Origin of the sequence: Streptomyces hokutonensis (genome assembly GCF_042751305.1) — a bacterium.
Lineage (GTDB): Bacteria > Actinomycetota > Actinomycetes > Streptomycetales > Streptomycetaceae > Streptomyces > Streptomyces hokutonensis_A.
The window spans coordinates 232,618-252,884 of record NZ_JBHYWD010000009.1; the positions used below are offsets into that span (position 1 = coordinate 232,618).

17 protein-coding genes are annotated in these 20,267 nt (G+C 70.4%); 12 read left to right on the forward strand and 5 right to left on the reverse strand.

The features are described 5' to 3' along the window. Positions 1-116: 116 nt before the first annotated feature. Positions 117-1,133 (reverse strand): LacI family DNA-binding transcriptional regulator, encoded by a 1,017-nt coding sequence (locus tag ACFXC1_RS24745; RefSeq protein ID WP_381245883.1) that lies wholly within the window; start codon positions 1,131-1,133, stop codon positions 117-119. A gap of 103 nt (positions 1,134-1,236) precedes the next feature. On the opposite strand from ACFXC1_RS24745, the gene ACFXC1_RS24750 reads away from it, so the two are divergent. From ACFXC1_RS24750 to ACFXC1_RS24800, 11 genes are all read left to right on the forward strand, one after another. Next, positions 1,237-2,490, forward strand: a complete 1,254-nt coding sequence (locus ACFXC1_RS24750; protein WP_381245884.1) for an MFS transporter — start codon at positions 1,237-1,239, stop codon at positions 2,488-2,490. A gap of 9 nt (positions 2,491-2,499) precedes the next feature. Continuing rightward, positions 2,500-3,861, forward strand: coding sequence for a Pup--protein ligase (gene pafA / locus ACFXC1_RS24755; RefSeq protein WP_019066118.1), 1,362 nt, complete (start codon positions 2,500-2,502; stop codon positions 3,859-3,861). 142 nt (positions 3,862-4,003) lie between these two features. Next, the gene (locus ACFXC1_RS24760) at positions 4,004-5,011 is read left to right on the forward strand and encodes an FKBP-type peptidyl-prolyl cis-trans isomerase (RefSeq protein ID WP_381245886.1); all 1,008 of its coding nucleotides are present in this window, start codon (positions 4,004-4,006) and stop codon (positions 5,009-5,011) included. Between the two features lie 92 nt (positions 5,012-5,103). Continuing rightward, the gene (locus ACFXC1_RS24765) at positions 5,104-5,475 is read left to right on the forward strand and encodes an FKBP-type peptidyl-prolyl cis-trans isomerase (protein WP_019066120.1); all 372 of its coding nucleotides are present in this window, start codon (positions 5,104-5,106) and stop codon (positions 5,473-5,475) included. Positions 5,476-5,605: 130 nt separating this feature from the next. Next, positions 5,606-6,559: a helix-turn-helix transcriptional regulator gene (locus tag ACFXC1_RS24770; RefSeq protein WP_381245888.1), complete on the forward strand. Its 954-nt coding sequence runs from the start codon at positions 5,606-5,608 to the stop codon at positions 6,557-6,559. 19 nt (positions 6,560-6,578) lie between these two features. Next, positions 6,579-7,604 (forward strand): helix-turn-helix transcriptional regulator, encoded by a 1,026-nt coding sequence (locus tag ACFXC1_RS24775; protein ID WP_381245889.1) that lies wholly within the window; start codon positions 6,579-6,581, stop codon positions 7,602-7,604. Continuing rightward, positions 7,601-7,903 (forward strand): hypothetical protein, encoded by a 303-nt coding sequence (locus ACFXC1_RS24780; RefSeq protein ID WP_381245891.1) that lies wholly within the window; start codon positions 7,601-7,603, stop codon positions 7,901-7,903. Before ACFXC1_RS24775 ends, ACFXC1_RS24780 begins: the two co-directional genes overlap by 4 nt. A gap of 19 nt (positions 7,904-7,922) precedes the next feature. Next, positions 7,923-8,117 (forward strand): hypothetical protein, encoded by a 195-nt coding sequence (locus ACFXC1_RS24785; protein WP_381245892.1) that lies wholly within the window; start codon positions 7,923-7,925, stop codon positions 8,115-8,117. Between the two features lie 260 nt (positions 8,118-8,377). After that, a complete protein-coding gene (gene tatA / locus ACFXC1_RS24790; protein WP_200680138.1) occupies positions 8,378-8,659 on the forward strand; it encodes a Sec-independent protein translocase subunit TatA in 282 nt (93 codons plus the stop codon). A 48-nt stretch (positions 8,660-8,707) separates the two neighbouring features. Next, positions 8,708-9,670: a twin-arginine translocase subunit TatC gene (gene tatC / locus ACFXC1_RS24795; protein ID WP_381245894.1), complete on the forward strand. Its 963-nt coding sequence runs from the start codon at positions 8,708-8,710 to the stop codon at positions 9,668-9,670. 86 nt (positions 9,671-9,756) lie between these two features. Beyond that, positions 9,757-12,621: a DEAD/DEAH box helicase gene (locus ACFXC1_RS24800; protein WP_381245895.1), complete on the forward strand. Its 2,865-nt coding sequence runs from the start codon at positions 9,757-9,759 to the stop codon at positions 12,619-12,621. Between the two features lie 64 nt (positions 12,622-12,685). On the opposite strand, the gene atzF is transcribed toward ACFXC1_RS24800, so the two are convergent. The 4 genes from atzF to ACFXC1_RS24820 are packed head-to-tail and all read right to left on the reverse strand — an operon-like array spanning position 12,686 to position 19,297. Next, positions 12,686-14,374 (reverse strand): allophanate hydrolase, encoded by a 1,689-nt coding sequence (gene atzF, locus ACFXC1_RS24805; RefSeq protein WP_381246126.1) that lies wholly within the window; start codon positions 14,372-14,374, stop codon positions 12,686-12,688. Beyond that, positions 14,371-17,880, reverse strand: coding sequence for a 5-oxoprolinase/urea amidolyase family protein (locus tag ACFXC1_RS24810; protein ID WP_381245896.1), 3,510 nt, complete (start codon positions 17,878-17,880; stop codon positions 14,371-14,373). The genes atzF and ACFXC1_RS24810 overlap by 4 nt, the downstream gene beginning before the upstream one ends. Next, entirely contained in the window at positions 17,877-18,476 is a 600-nt protein-coding gene (locus tag ACFXC1_RS24815) for an urea amidolyase associated protein UAAP2 (RefSeq protein ID WP_381245898.1), read from the reverse strand. Before ACFXC1_RS24815 ends, ACFXC1_RS24810 begins: the two co-directional genes overlap by 4 nt. Beyond that, complete coding sequence (locus ACFXC1_RS24820) at positions 18,473-19,297, reverse strand: urea amidolyase associated protein UAAP1 (RefSeq protein WP_381245900.1); 825 nt, start codon at positions 19,295-19,297, stop codon at positions 18,473-18,475. Before ACFXC1_RS24820 ends, ACFXC1_RS24815 begins: the two co-directional genes overlap by 4 nt. A 174-nt stretch (positions 19,298-19,471) precedes the next feature. On the opposite strand from ACFXC1_RS24820, the gene ACFXC1_RS24825 reads away from it, so the two are divergent. Further along, complete coding sequence (locus ACFXC1_RS24825; protein ID WP_381245901.1) at positions 19,472-20,098, forward strand: TetR/AcrR family transcriptional regulator; 627 nt, start codon at positions 19,472-19,474, stop codon at positions 20,096-20,098. The last annotated feature ends 169 nt before the right edge of the window (positions 20,099-20,267 follow it).

Here is a 20,267-nt window from a genome sequence, read left to right on the forward strand (position 1 = left end):
CGCCCCCGCTCCCGCGGCGGGCGCCCGCTGATTAGCCCGCGTGCGTTCCCACACCTCCACCGCCGCCGGCCCCCCCCCCCCCCCCCGCCCGCCCCCCCCACGGGCGTAGCGGGGCGTCAGGGGCCGCCAGGGGGCGCCGTGGAACCGCGTACGACCAGTTCCACCGGGATGTCCCCCTCCTCCGGCACGCGGCCGTCCAGGACCGCCAGGAGGGCGCGCATGCCGTGTTCCCCGAAGAGTTCGGCGTCGAGACGGACCGTGGTGAGTTCCGGGTCGATGGCGGTGGCCAGGGCGAGGTCGTCCAGGCCGGTGATCGACACGTCCTCCGGGATGCGCAGGCCGAGGCGGCGGGCGGCCTTGTAGGCGCCGGCGGCGAGTTTGTCGTCGTCGCAGACCAGGGCGGTGGGCCGGGGTCCCGGTGCCGAGAGGGCGGCCCCGGCGGCGGTCAGGGCGCCCTCGATCGAGATGGGGGCGCGGGTCGTACGTACCGAGGTGCCTGCCACGGAGCCCACCCGTGCGGCCAGTTCACGCGCGCGTACCTCGAAGGTCCAGGACGGGATGTCCGCGGCGAGGTGCAGGAAGCGGCGGTGGCCCAGGGCCAGCAGGTGGTCGGCGACCTGGCGGACGCCGTCGGCGATGTCCAGGTTGACGGTCGCGGCGCCGAGGCTGCCCTCCGGGTCGCTGTCGAGCATCACCAGAGGCAGCTGGTCGCCGCGGATCGCGGTGAGGGCGTCGGCGGCCATGGAGGAGGCGATGACGCCGTCCAGGGCGGCCTGTGCGGAGGCGAAGGGGTCGCGGGCGGGGCCGATGCCCTCGGGGGAGGGGTAGAGGACCACGCCGAAGCCGTGTTCGGCGGCGACCCGGGCGGCGCCGGTGTAGACGCCGGCGAAGAACTCCGTGGTCAGCGCGGGGACGACCAGAAGGACGGTACGGGTACGTCCCAGCCTGAGATTGCGGGCCGCGAGGTTGGGGCGGTACCCCAGGTCGCGTGCGGCCTCCCGGACGCGTTCGGCGGTGGTCTCCGAGACGCGGCCCCGCCACTTGTCGCCGAGCACCAGCGAGACGGCGGCCTGCGACACCCCGGCTACCTGGGCGACGTCGCGGCTGGTGGGGCGGGTGCTGCCTGGTGCCACCGCGCCTGCTCCTTCGGCTGTGCTTCGTCTGGACTCGTGAACAGGGCACATGGTACGTATGACAGTGGAAGTTATACGTAAAACGTGAGGGTGGGGCAGAGCCGTGGGATATCTGGAGATCCTCAGGGCGAGACACGCCACTCGCCTGCTCATAGGCACGCTGGTCGGCCGGCTGCCGAACGCCACCGCCGCGATCGCGATCGTGCTGTTCATCCGCGCCGAGGGCGGCACCTACAGCCTCGCCGGGGCCCTGGCGGCCGTCTACGGCATCGCCAACGCCGTAGGGCAGCCCCTCCTCGGCCGGCTGGTGGACGTCCACGGACAGCCGCGGGTGCAGCTCCCCGCCGCGGTCCTCTCCGCCCTCGCGATGACCGTCTTCGCCTGCTGGGGCACCGATCCGCTCCCGCTCGCCTACGTCGCCGTGGCCGCCGCCGGCCTCTTCGCGCCGCCCCTGGAGGGCGGTCTGCGCGCCCTGTGGCCGAACGTGCTGCGCCGGGAGGAGCAGGTGCACACGGCGTACGCCATGGACGCCGTGGCGCAGGAAGTCATGTTCACCGTGGGCCCGTTGCTCGTGACGGTGTTCGTGTCGCTGTGGTCCGCCCCGGTGGCGCTGCTCGTGCTGAACGTCATCGGGGTGCTGGGCGCCCTCTCCGTAGTGGTGTCGCCGCCCTCGCGCGCGTGGCGGTCGGCTCCGCGTGCCGCGCACTGGCTGGGTGCCCTGCGCTCGCCGGGGCTGCTGGCGCTGCTGGGCGCCTTCCTGTTCGTCGGGATGGCGCTCGGGTCCATCACGGTCGCCTCAGTGCCGTACGCGGACGGGCACGGCGGTGACGTGGTGTACGGGTGGCTCATGGCGGCGATCGGTCTCGGCGCGCTGCTGGGCGGGACGGTCTACGGGGCGCGGCAGTGGACCGGGGTGCCCGAGCGCCGACTGCGGGTCCTGGTGGGGCTGCTGGCGGTGTGTTATCTGCCGCTGATGCTCATGCCGGGCGCGGTCGCCATGGTGCTGCTGACCGTGCTCGCCGGAGTGTTCCTCGCGCCCGCTCTCGCCTGTGCGTTCATCATCGTGGACCGGCATGCCCCGAAAGGGACGGTCACCGAGGCTTTCTCCTGGCTTGTGACGACGTTCACCGTGGGAGCGTCGGTCGGAACGGGCGTCGCGGGACCGGTCGTAGAGGCCGGTGGGCCGCTGTGGGGGTTCGCCGTGCCGGGGGCCGCCGGGGCGGTGTCGTTGCTGGTCCTGCTGGCCACCGGGCGGGTCCTCGCAGCTCCCGCCGGGGGAGCGGTCGTTGCGGCTTCATCGGAAAATGATCCAAACCGTGCGGTCGAACCCCGTTTCAGCACAGGGGATCGGGCGTAATGTTCACTCATGGACCGCCGCATTTTCGGGCTGGAGAACGAGTACGGCGTCACGTGTACGTTCAGGGGACAGCGGCGTCTGTCTCCCGACGAGGTGGCTCGGTACCTCTTCCGCCGTGTCGTGTCATGGGGCCGCAGCAGCAATGTCTTTCTGCGAAACGGCGCCCGGCTCTATCTCGACGTGGGCTCACATCCGGAATACGCGACCCCCGAATGTGACAACGTGACCGAACTGGTCACCCACGACAAAGCCGGCGAGCGCATTCTCGAAGGACTCCTGGTGGACGCCGAACGACGCCTGCACGAGGAAGGAATCGCGGGCGACGTCTACCTCTTCAAGAACAACACCGACTCGGCGGGCAACTCGTACGGCTGCCACGAGAACTATCTGGTGGCACGGCACGGCGAGTTCTCCCGGCTCGCGGACATCCTCATCCCGTTCCTGGTCACGCGTCAGCTGCTGTGCGGCGCGGGCAAGGTACTGCAGACCCCGCGCGGCGCCGTGTACTGCGTCAGCCAGCGCGCCGAACACATCTGGGAGGGTGTCTCCTCGGCGACGACGCGTTCCCGGCCCATCATCAACACCCGCGACGAACCGCACGCGGACGCCGAGCGCTACCGCCGTCTCCACGTCATCGTGGGCGACTCGAACATGTCCGAGACGACCATGCTGCTCAAGGTCGGCGCCACCGACCTGGTGCTGCGCATGATCGAGGCGGGCACGGTGATGCGTGACCTGACCCTGGAGAACCCGATCCGGGCGATCCGTGAGGTGAGCCACGACATCACGGGCCGGCGCAAGGTGCGTCTGGCCAGCGGCCGTGAGGCCTCCGCGCTGGAGGTGCAGCGCGAGTACTACGAGAAGGCCGTGGACTTCTGCGAGCGCCGCGGCATCCGCACCGGCACCGTCGAGCAGGTCCTCGAACTCTGGGGCCGGGTCCTGGACTCGATCGAGGCCGAGGACCTCGACCGGATCGGCACCGAGATCGACTGGGTCATGAAGTACCAGCTGATCGAGCGGTACCGGGCCAAGCACAACATGACCATGTCCCACCCGCGGGTCGCCCAGATCGACCTCGCCTACCACGACATCCACCGTCGCCGAGGGCTCTACTACCTCCTCGAGAGGAAGGGCCAAGCCGCCCGGATCTGCAACGACTTGAAGATCTTCGAGGGCAAGTCCGTTCCGCCGCAGACCACTCGGGCACGGCTGCGCGGCGACTTCATCCGCAGGGCCCAGGAACAGCGGCGGGACTTCACCGTCGACTGGGTGCATCTCAAGCTCAACGACCAGGCGCAGCGCACCGTGTTGTGCAAGGACCCGTTCCGTTCCGTGGACGACCGGGTGGAGAAACTGATCGCCGGAATGTAGGGCAAAAGCGTCCGGACACCGACGTCCGGATACATATTCGGTACGCCACACGGGCCCCGTACGTTTCACGTACGGGGCCCGTGCCACGCCGTAGAGTTGCGCGCACGCCATCAACAAGATCGACCGATACGAGGCCTTCACCGTGCGCCGACGCTCCCTTCTCATCGCTGTTCCCGCAGGACTCGTGACGCTCGCGGGGTGCGGTGACAGCGATTCCTCCTCAAGCAAGGCCAGCGCGTCGCCGTCGCCGTCCGCCTCGGCCTCGACCGCTCCGCCGCCGAAGGTGGTCGACGGTCCGGTGCCGGCGATCACCGCGGGCACGAAGTTCGACGAGAAGCCGACCGTCGCCAAGGGCACCGGTGATCCGTCGAAGAACCTCGCGGTCAAGACGGTCATCGCGGGCAGCGGCAAGGCCGTCGCGGAGGGCGACTTCGTCCAGGTCAACTACCTGGGCCAGATCTGGTCGACGGCCAAGGTCTTCGACAACTCCTACGACCGCAAGACCCCGTTGGTCATCCAGCTCGCCCAGGGCAGCATCATCGACGGCTGGCGCTACGGCCTGGCGGGCCGGAAGGTCGGCAGCCGCGTCGAGATGGCCATCCCGCCGACCTGGGGATACGGCACGACGGGCAACAGCCAGGCCGGCATCAAGGGCACCGACACGCTTGTCTTCGTGATCGACGTGCAGGACGCCTTCAACATCAAGAGCTCCGCCAAGGGCAAGGCCGTCGCCCAGTCCGACTCCGCGCTGCCCAAGGTCGGGACGAACACCGACGGCAAGGCCCCCTCGGTGACCGTCCCCAAGGTGGACCCGCCGAAGAAGCTGGTGTCGAACTACGTCCTGGAGGGCGACGGAGCCGTCGTCAAGGCGTCCCAGACGATCCTGTGCCAGTTCGAGGGCGTGGTCTGGTCCACCGGCAAGCAGTTCGAATCGACGTACTCCCAGGGCCGGTTGAGCCAGTTCGCGATCTCGCAGATGGAGTCCGTCGTCAAGGGCCTGGCCCAGGGCGTCACCGGCAAGAAGGTCGGCAGCCGCGTCCTGATCGTCGCGCCCCCGGACCTGGCCTACGGCGACACCCCGCCGACCGGCGGCACCATCAAGAAGGGCGAGACCCTGGTGTTCTCGGTCGACATCCTGGCGGCGATGTAGTCCCGCGGGTGAGTGCCTGGCCGACGCACGAGCGCGGCCGGGATGCGAGACTGTCCGAGTTGTCTTGTCGTACACAAGCAGGAGCTAGAGACGTGAGCATCGAGAAGCCCGAGATCGACTTCCCTGAGGGCGCACCCCCGGCCGACCTGGAGATCAAGGACCTCTGGGAGGGCGAGGGCGAGGTCGCCAAGGCGGGCCAGAACGTCACCGTCCACTACGTGGGCGTGGCCTTCAGCACCGGCGAGGAGTTCGACGCCAGCTGGAACCGCGGCACCCCGTTCAAGTTCCCGCTCGGTGGCGGCCGTGTCATCAAGGGCTGGGACCAGGGCGTGCAGGGCATGAAGGTCGGCGGCCGCCGCCAGCTGACCATCCCGGCGCACCTCGCCTACGGCAACCAGAGCCCGACCCCGGCGATCAAGCCGGGCGAGACCCTGATTTTCGTGGTCGACCTCGTCGCCGTCTGATCACCGGATCCGACCGGTCCCGATCACCTGGGGCCCATGCCTGCTCGGGCATGGGCCCTCGGCTTTTGCCGGGCCGTCGTGGGGCGGTACGGTCATCGTTCGTAAGTACAGAGGAAGGCGAAGGGCGTCGATGGCCATTGCCAAGGCCGAGCGGCTGATGAACCTCGCGCTGTGTCTGCTCGGGACGCGGCGGCCGCTCAGCAAGCGTGAGCTGCGCGAGTCCATCGAGGCCTACCTCGAAGCGGGCAGCGACGACTCCTTCAACCGGATGTTCGAGCGCGACAAGGACGATCTGCGCGAACTCGGGCTGGTCATCGAGACGGTGGAGAACCTGGACGGCGAGGTCGGCTATCTCGCCCGCCGCGACAGCAACCGCCTCCCGCCCATCACCCTCGACGCCGAGGAGGCCGCCGCGCTCGGTCTCGCCGCGAAGGTGTGGCAGCAGGCCCGGCTCGCCGGCGCGGCCAGCGGAGCACTGCAGAAACTGCGCGCCGCCGGAATGCCCGAGGACCTCGACCCGTACGAGCCGCACGGCGCCCTGGAGCCGCGCATTCCGGTGCACGAGGCGTCGTTCGAGCCGCTGATGCTGGCCTGCCGCGACCGCCGGCCGGTCGTGTTCGAGTACCGCAAGGCCACCGCCGCCCGCCCCGAGACCCGCAGCGTCGAGCCGTGGGCCCTGGAGTGCTGGCGCGGCCACTGGTACCTCGCCGGCTGGGACCGGGACCGGGGTGCCGAACGCGTCTTCCGGCTCTCCCGGATCACCGGCAAGGTGCGCTCCCGCAACGGGCGGTTCACCGCGGACGTCCCCGATGTCGTCACCGTGCGCGAGACCGTCGCGAGCTGGGCGGGGGAGACCGCCGACCGCTCCGCCCTGATCCGGCTGCGCACCGGCTCCGGATACCCCCTGCGGGCGAAAGCCACGGCGGTTCGGGAACTCGGGGACGGCTGGGACGAGTTGGAGATTCCGTACGGCCACGGACTGGACGCCTGGCTGGTCGAGTTCGGGCCGGACGTGGTCGTCCTGGAGCCCGCCGAGCTGCGGGCCGACGTGGTGGACCGGCTGCGTGCCGTGGCCAAGGGCTGAGGGGGAGCGGAAGAGAACTGTGGCAGGAAAACCGGTCAGGCCCGTCAACGCCATCGACCAGACCCGGCGGATGCTCTCCCTGGTGACCTATCTGAGGGAGCGCCCCGGAGCACGCGTCGAGGACGTCGCGCGCGCCTTCGGGATCACCGAGGACGAGCTCGTCTCCGACCTCGACATCCTGCCCATGTGCGGGACCAGTTTCCGCGGCGGCGACCTGCTCGACATCGACACCGACGGCGACCGCATCTGGTGGCACAACCCGGACGACGTCGCCGAGCCGCTCCGGCTCGCCGCCGACGAGGCGACCGCGCTGCTGGTCGCCGCCCGGGCCGTATCGACCCTGCCGGGCCTGCGGGAGAGCGACCGGCAGGCGCTGCTGCGCGCCAACGCCAAGCTGGAGGCGGCGGCCGGTGAGGCGGCCGGGGCCAGCGCCCGCCTTTCGGTGACCTTCGAGTCAGAGGGCGGTGTCTTCGCGGACGTCGACCGCGCGATCTCGGAGCGCCGCCGCCTGTGGATCCGCTACTACTCACCCGCCCGCGACGAGCTGTCCGAGCGCGAGATCGACCCCATCCGGCTGGTCAGCGTCGGGCACACCTACGTCGAGGCCTGGTGCCGGCGCTCCGAGGCGCGCCGCACCTTCCGCCTCGACCGGGTCGCCGAGATCAAGATCCTCGACGAGCCGTCCGCACCGCCCGAGATCGAACTGCGGGACCTGTCGGAGGCGCTGGTGCAGCCCGCCGCCGAGGACCCGGAGGTCGTCGTCGAGGTCGGCCCGGGCGGGCGCTGGGTCGCCGAGTACTACCCGCACGACAGTGCCGATGAGCTTCCCGACGGCGGGCTGCGTATTACCTTGCGCACCCCCGACCCGACGTCCCTGAGACGCCTGGCCCTGCGGCTCGGGCGCGACGGCCGGATCGTCTCCCCTGGCGACCTCGCCGACAGCGCCCGCCGCGCGGCCCGCGAGGCACTGGCGGCGTACGACGGACCGCAGAGCGTGGTTGACGGTGTGCATGGTGTTGGCGAGAGGCAGGAGCAGGGGCTGTGAGCGAGTCGACGATGTCGGGTGTCTCAGGTGTCCAGGAGATGACGGTGGCCGCCGCGTTCGCCGGGATGAAGAACGTGATGCCCGTCGTGTTCAGAGCGGGCTGCCCGGACTGCCGGGGCAACTTCGAACTGGCGGCGAGCGCCCTGCGCCTCGCCATCGGCGCCACCAGCCGCACCACGTTCTACTCCTTCACCTGCCCGGACTGCGGCGCCGCGGTCCGCAAGCCCGCGGGCGAGCGGATCGTCGAACTGCTCACCGGCGGCGGGGTCAAGACCCTGCGGCTGACCTCGGTCGGGTAGCAGGGTCTAGGCTCGCCCCATGTTCTGGGCGATGGTCGCGGTAGCTGTGGGTTTTCTGGGTCTCGCCGTGCTCGGCGTGCTCGCCGTCCGGGTCTTCCTGGAGGCGCAGCGGCTCGGACGCCAGGTCACGGAGGCCGCCCAGCGCATCAACAGGGCGGCCGAGGACCTGGAACGGGCGGCCGTGGCCACGGCCCGTTCCGTCGACGCACTGTGAGTCACGTATGCGTGGGGTGTGAGTTGCGCGCCTGATGCGCTTCGCGTCACTTTGCCCTGTCACGTTGTCGGTGGGGGCAGGTACGCTGCTGATCGCGGTCCGGATAACGAGGCCCGGAGCGCGGACCGGGAGTACGCACGGGGATTGCCTGACGTTTACCCCTGAGCGTTACGATCGCTGGCAGCACGAAGGTCGGACAGATGTCCGACCGATCGGACAGCACCCCCACCCCAGCCGCCTCGGTGAGAAGGTAAAGACTTATGTTCGGAAGGCTCGGAGCTCCCGAGATCATTCTCATCCTCGTCGTCATCGTGCTGCTCTTCGGCGCGAAGAAGCTTCCGGACATGGCCCGCTCCCTCGGCAAGTCCGCCCGCATCCTCAAGAGCGAGGCCAAGGCGATGAAGGAAGAGGGCAACAGCACCCCCGCCCCCGCCGGCCCGCCGAACACCGACGAGTCCGTGCAGCGCACCATCCAGGCCGCTCCCGGCGACGTGACCAGTGCGCGTCCCGTCACCGAGCCGTCGGACACGACCAAGCGCTGACGCAGGGCCGGGACCCCCTCGGCCTGCCGCACGAGATGAGGACGTGGGTTGCCCAAGTCTGCCCGCACGAAGGAGAAGGACCCCGAGGGGCGGATGCCCCTCGCGGACCATCTGCGTGAGCTGCGCAACCGGCTCGCGAAGGCGATGCTCGCCATCATCGTGGTGACCTGCGTGGCCGCCTTCTTCTACAACGACATCGTCAACATCATCACCAAGCCGGTGCTGCACTCGGTCGGCTGCTCCCAGAACTTCGAGCAGCTGTCGAGGGCGTCCAAGACGTCCCAGCCGTGCGCGCAGATCACGATCAACGGTCTGCTGACGCCGTTCACACTGGCGTTGAAGGTGTCCCTGATGGCCGGTGTCGTACTGGCCTCCCCGGTCTGGCTGTACCAGTTGTGGGGTTTTGTCGCCCCGGGCCTGCACAAGAACGAGAAGAAGTACGCGCTCTCCTTCGTCGGCACCGGCGTCCCGCTGTTCCTCGGTGGCGCCTACTTCGCCTACCGGGTGCTGCCCACCACGGCACAGGTCCTGATCGGCTTCACGCCCAAGGACGTCAACAACCTGCTCCCGCTCGACGACCTGCTCGACCTGGTCACGCGCATGGTGCTCGTCTTCGGCCTCTCCTTCGAGCTGCCACTGCTGCTGATCATGCTCAACCTCACGGGCGCGCTGACCGGCAAGCGGATGCTCAGCTGGTGGCGCGCCATGATCCTGGGCATCACGGTCTTCGCCGCCGTCGCCACCCCCAGCACCGACCCGCTGACCATGCTGGCGCTGGCCGGGCCGATCTGGGTGCTGTACTTCGGCGCGGTCGTCTTCTCCCTGCTCAACGACCGGCGCAAGCGGCGCCGCGACGAGGCGGGACCGGCCGACGACGAGGCCTCCGACCTGGATCTCACCCCCGAGGACATCGGCGACGTCGAAGCCGTCTCGGCCGGCCGTGCGGCCCTGCCCGAGCAGGCGAGCGGCGCCGGTTCGGACCGGGTCAACGGGTATGACGACGTGACCTGATCATCTTCCCGACCTCCGCCGAGACCGGCCGTTCCCGCAGCGCGGGCGGCCGGTCTCCGTGTGTGGAGGACCTATGGGAACGGATAATGATCGTCCTGTTGTCAGTGGCGCCCGGTACGCTCGAAAGCACGATGACAGAGGACCTCTCCCCGGCCGAGCGGTACGCGGCAGCCCGCCTGCGGGCAGCCGAGCAGGCCACCGCGCTCGCGGACTTCCGCGAGATGTACGACTTCGGTCTCGACCCCTTCCAGATCGAGGCCTGTAAGGCGCTCGAAGCGGGGAAGGGCGTCCTTGTCGCGGCGCCCACCGGCTCCGGCAAGACGATCGTCGGCGAGTTCGCCGTCCACCTCGCCCTCCAGCAGGGCAAGAAGTGCTTCTACACGACCCCCATCAAGGCACTGTCCAACCAGAAGTACGCCGACCTGTGCCGCCGTTACGGCGCCGACAAGGTCGGCCTGCTCACCGGCGACAACAGCGTCAACTCCGAGGCACCGGTGGTCGTCATGACCACCGAGGTCCTGCGGAACATGCTGTACGCCGGTTCCCAGACCCTCCTCGGCCTCGGCTATGTGGTCATGGACGAGGTGCACTACCTCTCCGACCGCTTCCGCGGCGCCGTCTGGGAAGAGGTGATCATCCACCTCCCCGAGTCGGTGACCCTGGTCTCGCTCTCGGCGACGGTGTCGAACGCGGAGGAGTTCGGCGACTGGCTCGACACAGTCCGCGGCGACACCCAGGTGATCGTCTCCGAACACCGGCCGGTCCCGCTCTTCCAACACGTGCTCGCCGGACGGCGGATGTACGACCTCTTCGAGGAGGGCGAGGGCCACAAGAAGGCCGTCAACCCCGACCTCACCCGCCTGGCCCGCATGGAGGCCCAGCGCCCGTCCTACCAGGACCGCAGACGCGGCCGGGCCATGCGCGAGGCCGACCGGGAGCGGGAGCGCAGATCGCGTTCGAGGGTGTGGACACCGGGCCGCCCCGAGGTCATCGAGCGGCTGGACGCCGAGGACCTGCTGCCCGCCATCACGTTCATCTTCAGCCGCGCCGCCTGCGAGGCCGCCGTACAGCAGTGTCTGTACGCCGGGCTGCGGCTCAACGACGACGAGGCGCGGGAGAAGGTGCGCGCCCTCGTCGAGGAGCGCACGGCGTCCATCCCGGACGAGGACCTGCATGTCCTCGGGTACTACGAGTGGCTGGAAGGCCTGGAGCGCGGCATCGCGGCCCACCACGCGGGCATGCTGCCGACGTTCAAGGAGGTCGTCGAGGAGCTGTTCCTGCGCGGCCTCGTGAAGGCCGTGTTCGCGACGGAGACCCTGGCGCTCGGCATCAACATGCCAGCGCGCTCCGTGGTGTTGGAGAAGCTCGTCAAGTGGAACGGCGAGCAGCACGCCGACATCACGCCCGGCGAGTACACGCAGTTGACCGGTCGGGCCGGCCGCCGCGGCATCGATGTCGAGGGCCACGCCGTCGTGCTGTGGCAGCGCGGGATCAGTCCCGAGCACCTCGCGGGACTGGCCGGCACCCGTACGTATCCGCTGCGCTCCAGCTTCAAGCCGTCGTACAACATGGCGGTCAACCTCGTCGAGCAGTTCGGGCGGCACCGCTCGCGCGAACTCCTCGAGACCTCCTTCGCGCAGTTCCAGGCGGACAAGTCGGTCGTCGGGATCTCACGGCAGGTGCAGCGCAACGAAGAGGGCCTGGAGGGCTACAAGGACTCCATGACCTGCCACTTGGGCGACTTCGACGACTACATGCGGCTGCGTCGCGAGCTCAAGGACCGCGAGACCGAGCTCGCCCGGCAGGGCGTGGCACAGCGGCGCGCCGAGGCCGCCGTCGCCCTGGAGAAGCTCAAGCCGGGAGACGTCATCCATGTCCCGACCGGCAAGTACGCGGGCCTGGCACTGGTGTTGGACCCGGGCCTGCCCGCCGGACGGTCCAACGGCCACCGCGGCTTCGAGCAGCACGACGGCCCGCGTCCGCTCGTCCTGACCGTCGAACGGCAGGTCAAGCGGCTCGCGTCGATGGACTTCCCGGTGCCTGTCGAGGCCCTGGACCGGATGCGGATCCCGAAGTCCTTCAACCCCCGTTCCCCGCAGTCCCGTCGGGACCTGGCCTCCGCACTGCGCACCAAGGCCGGGCACATCCCGCCGGAGCGCGCCCGCAAGCAGCGCTCGCAGGCTGCGGACGACCGCGAGATCGCGCAGTTGCGTACGGCGATCCGGGCGCATCCGTGTCATGGGTGCAACGACCGTGAGGACCACGCGCGTTGGGCCGAGCGCTATCACCGGCTGCAGCGGGACACCACGCAGTTGGAGCGGCGGATCGAGGGGCGGACCAACACCATCGCCCGCACCTTCGACCGGATCGTCGCGCTCCTCACCGAGCTGGACTATCTGCGCGGCGACGAGGTCACCGAGCACGGCAAGCGGCTGGCCCGCCTGTACGGCGAACTCGACCTGCTCGCCAGTGAGTGTCTGCGCGAGGGTGTGTGGGAGGGGCTCGCCCCTGCCGAACTCGCCGCGTGCGTCTCGGCGTTGGTGTTCGAGGCACGGGTCAGCGACGACGCTACGACGCCGAAGGTGCCGTCCGGTGCGGCCAAGGCCGCGCTGGGGGAGATGGTGCGGATCTGGGGGCGTCTTGACGCCCTGGAGGAAGACTTCCGGATCACTCAGACCGAGGGGGTCGGGCAGCGCGAGCCCGATCTCGGCTTCGCCTGGGCCGCGTTCATGTGGGCCAGTGGGAAGGGGCTGGACGAGGTCCTTCGGGAGGTGGAGATGCCGGCCGGGGACTTTGTCCGGTGGTGCAAGCAGGTGATCGATGTGCTCGGGCAGATCTCGGCGGCGGCGCCGGTTTCTGGCGGGGAGGCGACCTCTACTGTGGCGAAGAATGCGCGTAAGGCTGTTGATCTGTTGCTGCGGGGGGTTGTGGCGTACTCGTCGGTGGGGTGACGGGGGCGTTGGCGGGTGCGGGTGCGTGGGGGCTGGTCGCGCAGTTCCCCGCGCCCCTGAAACGCTATCGGTTCAGGTAAGTTCGCCAGGCGCCGTACTTGGTGATGTCCTCCGCGTCCGGCACTGCTGCCGGCTCGCAGAGGAAACCCGGGACCCTTGTGCCGTCTGCCAGTTCCACGCTTCCCAGCGCCATCGGGCGGGGGAGTGCGGCCAGCAGTTTGCCCAAGCCCTCTGCCGGTAGGCGCCACACCTCCGTCTCGATCTCCGCGCCGCCCTCGCCCACATGCACCAGGCCCGGCTTGGGCGGAGTTGTCGCGAGGGCATGCAGGCGGTACACCGGAGCCGTTGTCGTCGTGCGGTCCAAGCGGGCGCCCAGGGACAGGAGTTGGGGGTTCAGCGGCTGGCCCGTCAAGTGGGCTCCTACGACGGCCAGTTGGACCGTCGGCTCCAGGGCGCGCGCGATCTGTGCCAGGCGGTCGTCCGTGAACGCCGGGCCGATCAGCATGACGCCGAAGGGGAGCCGGCTCACCTCGCCCGCAGGGACGGCGACCGCTGCCAGGTCGAAGAGGTTCGTGGAGTTGGTGAAGCGGCCCAGGCGGGCGTTGGCCCCCAGGGGATCGGCCGCGACCTCGGTCAGGGTGGGGTGGCCCGGGGTGGTCGGGAGCAACAGGGCGTCGGCGTCGGCCAGTTCGGACAGGGCTCGGGTGCGGAGGGTCGCGAGGCGTTCCTCGTCCGCGTACAGCTGGTGGGCCGGGATGTCCCGGGCTCGGGTGATGATGCCGGTGACGGTGGGATCCAGGCCCTCGATGTCGTCGTCTGCTATTACTTTGTCGATAAAGCTCCCAACCGCCGTGTAGCGCTCGGCCACGAACGCTCCCTGGTAGAGCATCGCCGCCGCCTCCGTGAAGGGGGTGAGGTCGAGGGAGCGGATCTCGGCGCCCGCGCCCCTGAGCTGCTCCACCGCCGCCTCGTAGGCCTCTGCCCAGCCCTCGTCCAGCTCGCCGAGCTGTTCGCGTGCCGCCACCGCGATGCGCCACGGGCCCGGCGCGCGCTGGGGGAGGGGCGGGAGGTCGCGGTCCGGCGGGGAGGCCATGAAGGACAGGGCCTGTTCGGCCTCGGGGAGGGTGCGGGCGAAGACCGTCACGCAGTCGATCGAGGCGCAGGCCGGGACGACTCCCGCCGTCGGGACCAGGCCGCGGGTGGGCTTGAGGCCGACGATGCCGTTGAAGGCGGCGGGGACCCGGCCCGAGCCCGCCGTGTCGGTGCCGAGGGCGAAGTCGACGATGCCCAGGGCCACGGCGACCGCCGAACCGGCGCTGGAGCCGCCGCTGATCCGCGCCGGGTCGTGGGCGTTGCGGACCGCGCCGTACGGGGAGCGGGTGCCGACCAGGCCGGTGGCGAACTGGTCGAGGTTCGTGGTGCCGAGCACGATCGCGCCCGCCGCGCGGAGGCGAGCCACCACCGGGGCGTCCGTCTCCGGGTCGTAGGCGTACGCCGGGCAGCCGGCCGTCGTGGGCAGGCCCCGTACGTCTATGTTGCCCTTGGCCGCGAACAGGCGGCCCGCGAGGGGGAGTTGCTCGCCTGCTGCCACTCGCTCGTCGAGCGCCTGTGCCTCTTGCTCGACCTCCGGCCGCGGGCGCAGGTCGATCCAGATCTCGGGGCGGTCCACGGCCTCGATGCGGGCGTAGGCGGCGCGGACTCGGGACACTGTGGTCGAGGTGGTCGACATCTCTTGGTGCTCCTTGCTGTTCAGCTTGCGGGGGCGAGGACGAGGAGCGCCGTGCCCGCTTCGACCTGGTCGCCGGGCCTGGCCAGGATCGCGGTCACCACACCGGCCATCGGGGCGTGGACCCTGGATTCCATCTTCATCGCCTCAAGGGCCAGGAGGGGTTGGCCGACGGTCACCTCGTCGCCGGGCTCGACGTTCAACTGCCAGACGGACGCGGCGAATTCGGCCTCGACCAGGCGTCCGCCGACCGGGACCGTCACCTCGGCCTGCTGTGGTGCCGGGGCGGCTGCCGCCTCCGCGCGCGTGAACTCGCCCGCCGCCTCCCAGGCGTCGCGTTCCGCGCCGAACGCGGTCTGCTGCTTGGACCTGAACTCCGCGATGGATTCGGCGTGTTCGGTGAGGAACGCCTCGTACTCGGCCAGTGAGAACGTGCCCTCCTCGATGCGCGGGACGAAACGGCCGGAGATGATGTCGGCCCGGAGGTCGAGGAGTTCGTCCGCCTCCACCGGGTACCACTTGATGCGGTCGAAGAAGCGCAGCAGCCAGGGCGAGCCCGGTTCGAACGCGCCGCGCTGCTGCCAGCCCGACCACACCTGGGTCGTACGGCCCACGAACTGGTAGCCGCCGGGGCCCTCCATGCCGTAGATGCAGAGGTATGCGCCGCCGATGCCGACCGAGTTCTCCGCCGTCCAGGTGCGGGCCGGGTTGTACTTGGTGGTCACCAGGCGGTGGCGCGGGTCCAGAGGGGTGGCCACCGGGGCGCCCAAGTAGACATCTCCCAGACCGAGTACGAGGTATTCGGCGTCGAAGACCGTGCCGTAGACGTCCTCGACGGAGTCCAGGCCGTTGACGCGGCGGATGAACTCGATGTTCCAGGGGCACCAGGGGGCGTCGTCGCGGACGCCCGCCATGTAGCGGGCGATGGCCTCGCGGGTCGCCGGGTCGTCCCAGGAGAGGGGGAGGTGGACCGTGCGGGAGGGGACGATCAGCTGGTCGGTGGGCGGGAGGGCCGCCGCTATCTCCCTTACGGCGGTGAGGAGTTGGAACTGGGGCAGGCGGGTGGGGTCCGTCTGGATCTGGAGGGAGCGGATGCCCGGGGTGAGGTCCGTGACGCCCTCGAAGTCCGCTTCCGACACCGCCTCCATCAGGGCGTGGACGCGCATGCGCTGCGCCAAGTCCAGCTGCATGGGGCCGAATTCGACCAGGAGGTTGTCGTCGCCGCTGCGGCGGAAGGTGACGTCGCCGTCCCTGGCGAGGATTCCGCCGTCCACGATGGACGGTCGGGGCGAGCCGTCCACGTTCACCGGGCGGAAGCGGACCGTGTCGCCGGGCCTGAACTGGCCCAGTTTCCAACGTTCGTGGCTGATCACCGTCGCGGGGCAGACGAAGCCGCCGAGGGACGGGCCGTCGGGGCCCAGGAGTACCGGCATGTCGCCCGTGTAGTCGACCGCGCCGACCGAGTACGGGGTGTCGTGGATGTTGGACGGGTGCAGGCCCGCCTCGCCGCCGTCGGATCGGGCCCAGCGCGGCTTCGGGCCGACCAGGCGGACGCCCGTGCGGGCCGAGTTGAAGTGGACCTTCCAGTCGGCCGCGTAGAAGTCGTGGATGTCGTCCTCGGTGAAGAACTCCGGTGCGGCATGCGGGCCTTCGACCGCCGCCACGTCCCATACGGTGCCGAAGGCCGGGCGGTCGGCGGGCGGTACCGGTGTGCCCTCGGCGACCGTGCCGCCGTGCAGGACGTCACCGGTGCGCAGCGCCCGGCCGCCGTGGCCGCCGAACCGGCCCAGGGTGAAGGTGCTGGCGCTGCCGAGGAAGGGGGGTACGTCCAGGCCGCCGGCGAACAACACGTAGGTCCGCAGGCCGTGTTCGGCCGGTGCGCCGATCTCCAGGACCGCGCCCGCCGGGACTGTCACCGGCTCCCACTGCGGGACCGGAGCGCCGTCGACCGTCACCGGTGCCGGGGCGCCCGTCACGCACACCGTGGTGGCGTGGGTGAACCTCAACGTCGGTCCCTGGAGGGTGCATTCGAGGCCCGGGGTGCCGTCGTCGTTGCCGAGCGCGCGGTTGCCGAGGCGGAAGGAGAGGTCGTCCATCGGGCCGCACGGGGGGACGCCGACCTGCCAGTAGCCGGTGCGGCCCGGCCAGTCCTGGACCGTGGTGAGGGTGCCGCCGGCGACGATCTCGATGCGGGGCGTGGGATCGGTGACGGCGGCGAGGGTCGCCGTGGAGTGGGCGGCCGTACGGAAGTCCGGCTCGGCGAGCGCCGCCCGGACCAGGCCCAGGTTCGTCTCGATGCCGTCCACCCGGGTGCGTGCCAGCGCCTCGTCGAGCCGTCGCAGCGCGTGGGCGCGGTCGGAGCCGTAGGCGATGACCTTCGCGAGCATCGGGTCGTACGACGTCGTCACCTCGGTCCCGGTCTCCACCCAGCCGTCGACGCGGACGCCGTGCGGGAACTCGACACGGGTCAACAGGCCCGCGCTGGGCCGGTGTTCGCGGGACGGGTCCTCGGCGTAGACGCGAGCCTCGACGGCGTGGCCGCGCGGGCTGCCAGGGTCGCGTACGACGTCCCGCTCGCCGCGTGCCAGGCGCAGCATCCAGGCGACCAGGTCGACGCCGTAGATCTCCTCGGTGACCGGATGTTCCACCTGGAGGCGGGTGTTGACCTCCAGGAAGTAGGCCTCTTCGCGGCGGGCGTCGTAGACGAACTCGACGGTTCCGGCGGAGCGGTAGCCGACCGAGGCGCACAAGTCGCGGGCGGAGGTGGCCAGTTGGGTGCGGATGGCGTCGGGCAGACCCGGTGCGGGGGCCTCCTCCACCACCTTCTGGTTGCGGCGCTGGAGGGAGCAGTCGCGGTCGCCGAAGGTGACGACCTCGCCCTCGCCGTCGCCGAAGACCTGTACCTCGACATGGCGGGCGTGTTCGACGAGGCGTTCCAGGAAGACTCCGGCGGAGGAGAAGGAGGCGGCGGCGACGCGCTGCACCCGCTCCCACGCCTCGGTCAGTTCGTCGGCGGAGTGGCAGGCCGACATGCCGATGCCACCGCCTCCGCCGGTCGCCTTGAGCATGACGGGGTAGCCGATGACGGCCGCTTCGGCGAGAGCCTCTGTGACAGAGTCCAGGAGCCCTGTCCCCGGGGCCAGTTGAACCCCCGCGGACTCGGCTGCCGCCCGTGCGGTGTGCTTGGCGCCGAACAGTTCCAGCTGCGCGGGCGTCGGGCCCACGAACACGATTCCGGCGTCCTCGCAGCGCCGGGCGAAGGCCGCGTCCTCTGAGAGGAAGCCGTAGCCGGGGTGGATCGCGCCCGCGCCGGTGTCCTTGGCCGCCTTCAGGACCAGGTCGGCGTCGAGGTACGACTCCTTCGCGGGCGCCGGGCCGAGCCGTACCGCCTCGTCGGCGAGCCGTACGTGCGGTGCGGAGCGGTCGGCGTCGGAGTACACGGCGACCGTGCGCAGGCCGAGTTCGCGGGCGGTGCGGATGATGCGGACGGCGATCTCACCCCGGTTGGCGATCAGCAGCGTGTCGAAGCTCATCCGGAGACTCCGATGGTCATCTGCACGGCCGTCGGCTCGAAACCGTTGCAAGGGTTGTTGATCTGGGGGCAGTTGGAGACCAGGACGAGGACGTCGCGTTCGGCGCGCAGGGTCAGTTTCAGGCCCGGGGCGGAGAGGCCGTCGACGATGCCGAGGGTGCCGTCCTTCTCGACCGGCACGTTCATGTACCAGTTGATGTTGGACACCAAGTCCCTTTTCCCCAGGCCGTACTTGGCTCCCTCGGCGAGGAAGTTGTCCACGCACGCGTGCTGCGACCAGGTGTGGTGGCCGTAGCGCAGGGTGTTGGACTCCTTGGAGCAGGCACCGCCGACCGTGTCGTGCCGGCCGACCTCGTCCTCGGTGACGGTCATCAGCGGGGTGTGCTCGTTGGACATGAGCACGCTGCCGGCGGTCAGGAAGATGCCGCCCTGGGCGTGGATGGTGTCGGGGGCGCTGTAGCGGACCGACGTGTCGTGGGCGTCGTAGACGAGGAAGTCGACGGCCTGGTTGCCGTGCAGGTCGGTGATGGTGAGGGTCTCGCCGGTGCGGACGACGGCGGACCAGGCGGCGCGGGCGGGAACAACGGTCGTGGTCATGCGAGCCCCCTCGCGGCAAGGAATTCGGTGGTGTTGAGGAAGGCGCGGCGGCCCTCGGGCGTCGCCTCCCACAGCGGGTCGCCCGGCCCGGTGGCTTCGGCGCGCCAGGCGAGCACCTCCAGCGGGGTGCTGACGTAGTCGTCGCGCGGGTCGGCCGGGTGGGGCACGTTCGCGATCAGTACGGTCACGTCCTGCTCGGCGCGCAGGGTCACGCTGCCGCCGGGGCCGGTCGAGCCGGTGAAGTCGAGGGAGCCGTCGTCGCGGATCTCGACGCCCTGGAAGAAGGAGAGGGAGGGTGGCAGGTCGCGGGGTTCGAGGCCGTTCTTGGCGGCGGCGAGCTTGAACAGTTCGCGGCCGGCGGGGGAGTCGGACTGCGGGGTGCCGTCGCCGTAGCGCTCGGTGTTCCGGACGAGCGTGGACGTGCCGCAGAGCGCGTCGTGGCGTCCGGAGGTGTCGGCGACGAGGGAGGCGAGGACGCGGCCCTGGTCGGAGAGGAGGAGCTGGCCCTCGCCGAGGTAGGCGTTCCACTGGACCTTGACCGTGTCGGCGACGTTCAGCCGCTCCCAGGGGCGGTCGGCCGCGTAGAGGAGCAGGTGGGCGCAGGCGTCGCCGCGCAGGTCGGTCAGGCGGAGCTCGGTGCCGCGGGCCAGGACGCGGTGCGTGTAGTTGCCGCCCGCGACGGTCTCGGCCCACACCAGGTGGCCCGCCTCGCAGGGCGGGGCCGGCCAGTCGGCGGCGGGGACGACGGGCATCGCCTCGGCGCGTCTGCCCTCCTGGGCGCGGGCGTGGGCGCGGGCTCCGTAAGTGGTCGCTGTCGCCATCGCGGGGACCTCCGGCTGCGGGGACGTCTCGGTCGTACGACATTTCTGTCGCTCGACAGAAATTAGGAGGCGGCCGGGTCGGCGGGGTTGCCCGGGTATTGCCGGTCGGTTACCGAGCCCTCACCAAGATCACCGGGCGTTTGCGGAACGGTGCCGTGTGCGAGGATCGAAGCCATGGGAGCCATGGGTGGACGCCGGGTGGGCAGGCCGCGGGCCGATCAGCGGCCGGACAGTGGACTGTCCCCGCGTGCCGAACTCCTCGCCGCCGCGGCCGAGTTGTTCACCACCCGCGGCTACGCGGCCACAACGACCCGGGCCGTCGCCGAACTCGCGGGCATGCGGCAGGCGTCCATGTACCACTACGTCTCCGGCAAGGAGGAACTCCTCGCCGACCTCCTGGAGTCCACGGTCACGCCCTCGTTGACCTGCGCCAGGGAACTCCTCGCGGACGACACCACCCCGGCCGAGGACCGGCTCTGGGAGCTGTGCCGCACCGACGTCGAGCTGCTGTGCGGCGGCACGCACAACCTCGGCGGGCTCTATCTGCTGCCCGAGGTGCGCGCCGAACGCTTCGCCGGCTTCCACGCCGTACGCGCCGAACTCAAGGACGCCTACCGGCAGTTGCTCGCCGCGACCACCGCCGGCGGGGCGCTCGCCAAGAGCGAGCTGGAACTCCGCACGGATCTGCTGTTCGGGCTCATCGAGGGCGTCATCCTCGTGCACCGCTCCGACCCCGAGCGGCCAGTGTCCGCCTTCGCGGAGGCGACGGCGGACGCGGCGCTGCGTATCGCGGGGATCTGAGCCGGGGATCTGGCCGGAAGCGCGGTCGGGATCGGGCCGGATCCCGGCCGGATCGGGCCCGGAATCGGGGCTTCACTCCTTACGGTGAGTGATTTCCGTATGCCCGTTCACCGTCACGTGCCGTGTTCGAATGATGGCGCTGCGTGTAAATGGGCTGAGCGTACTCCTC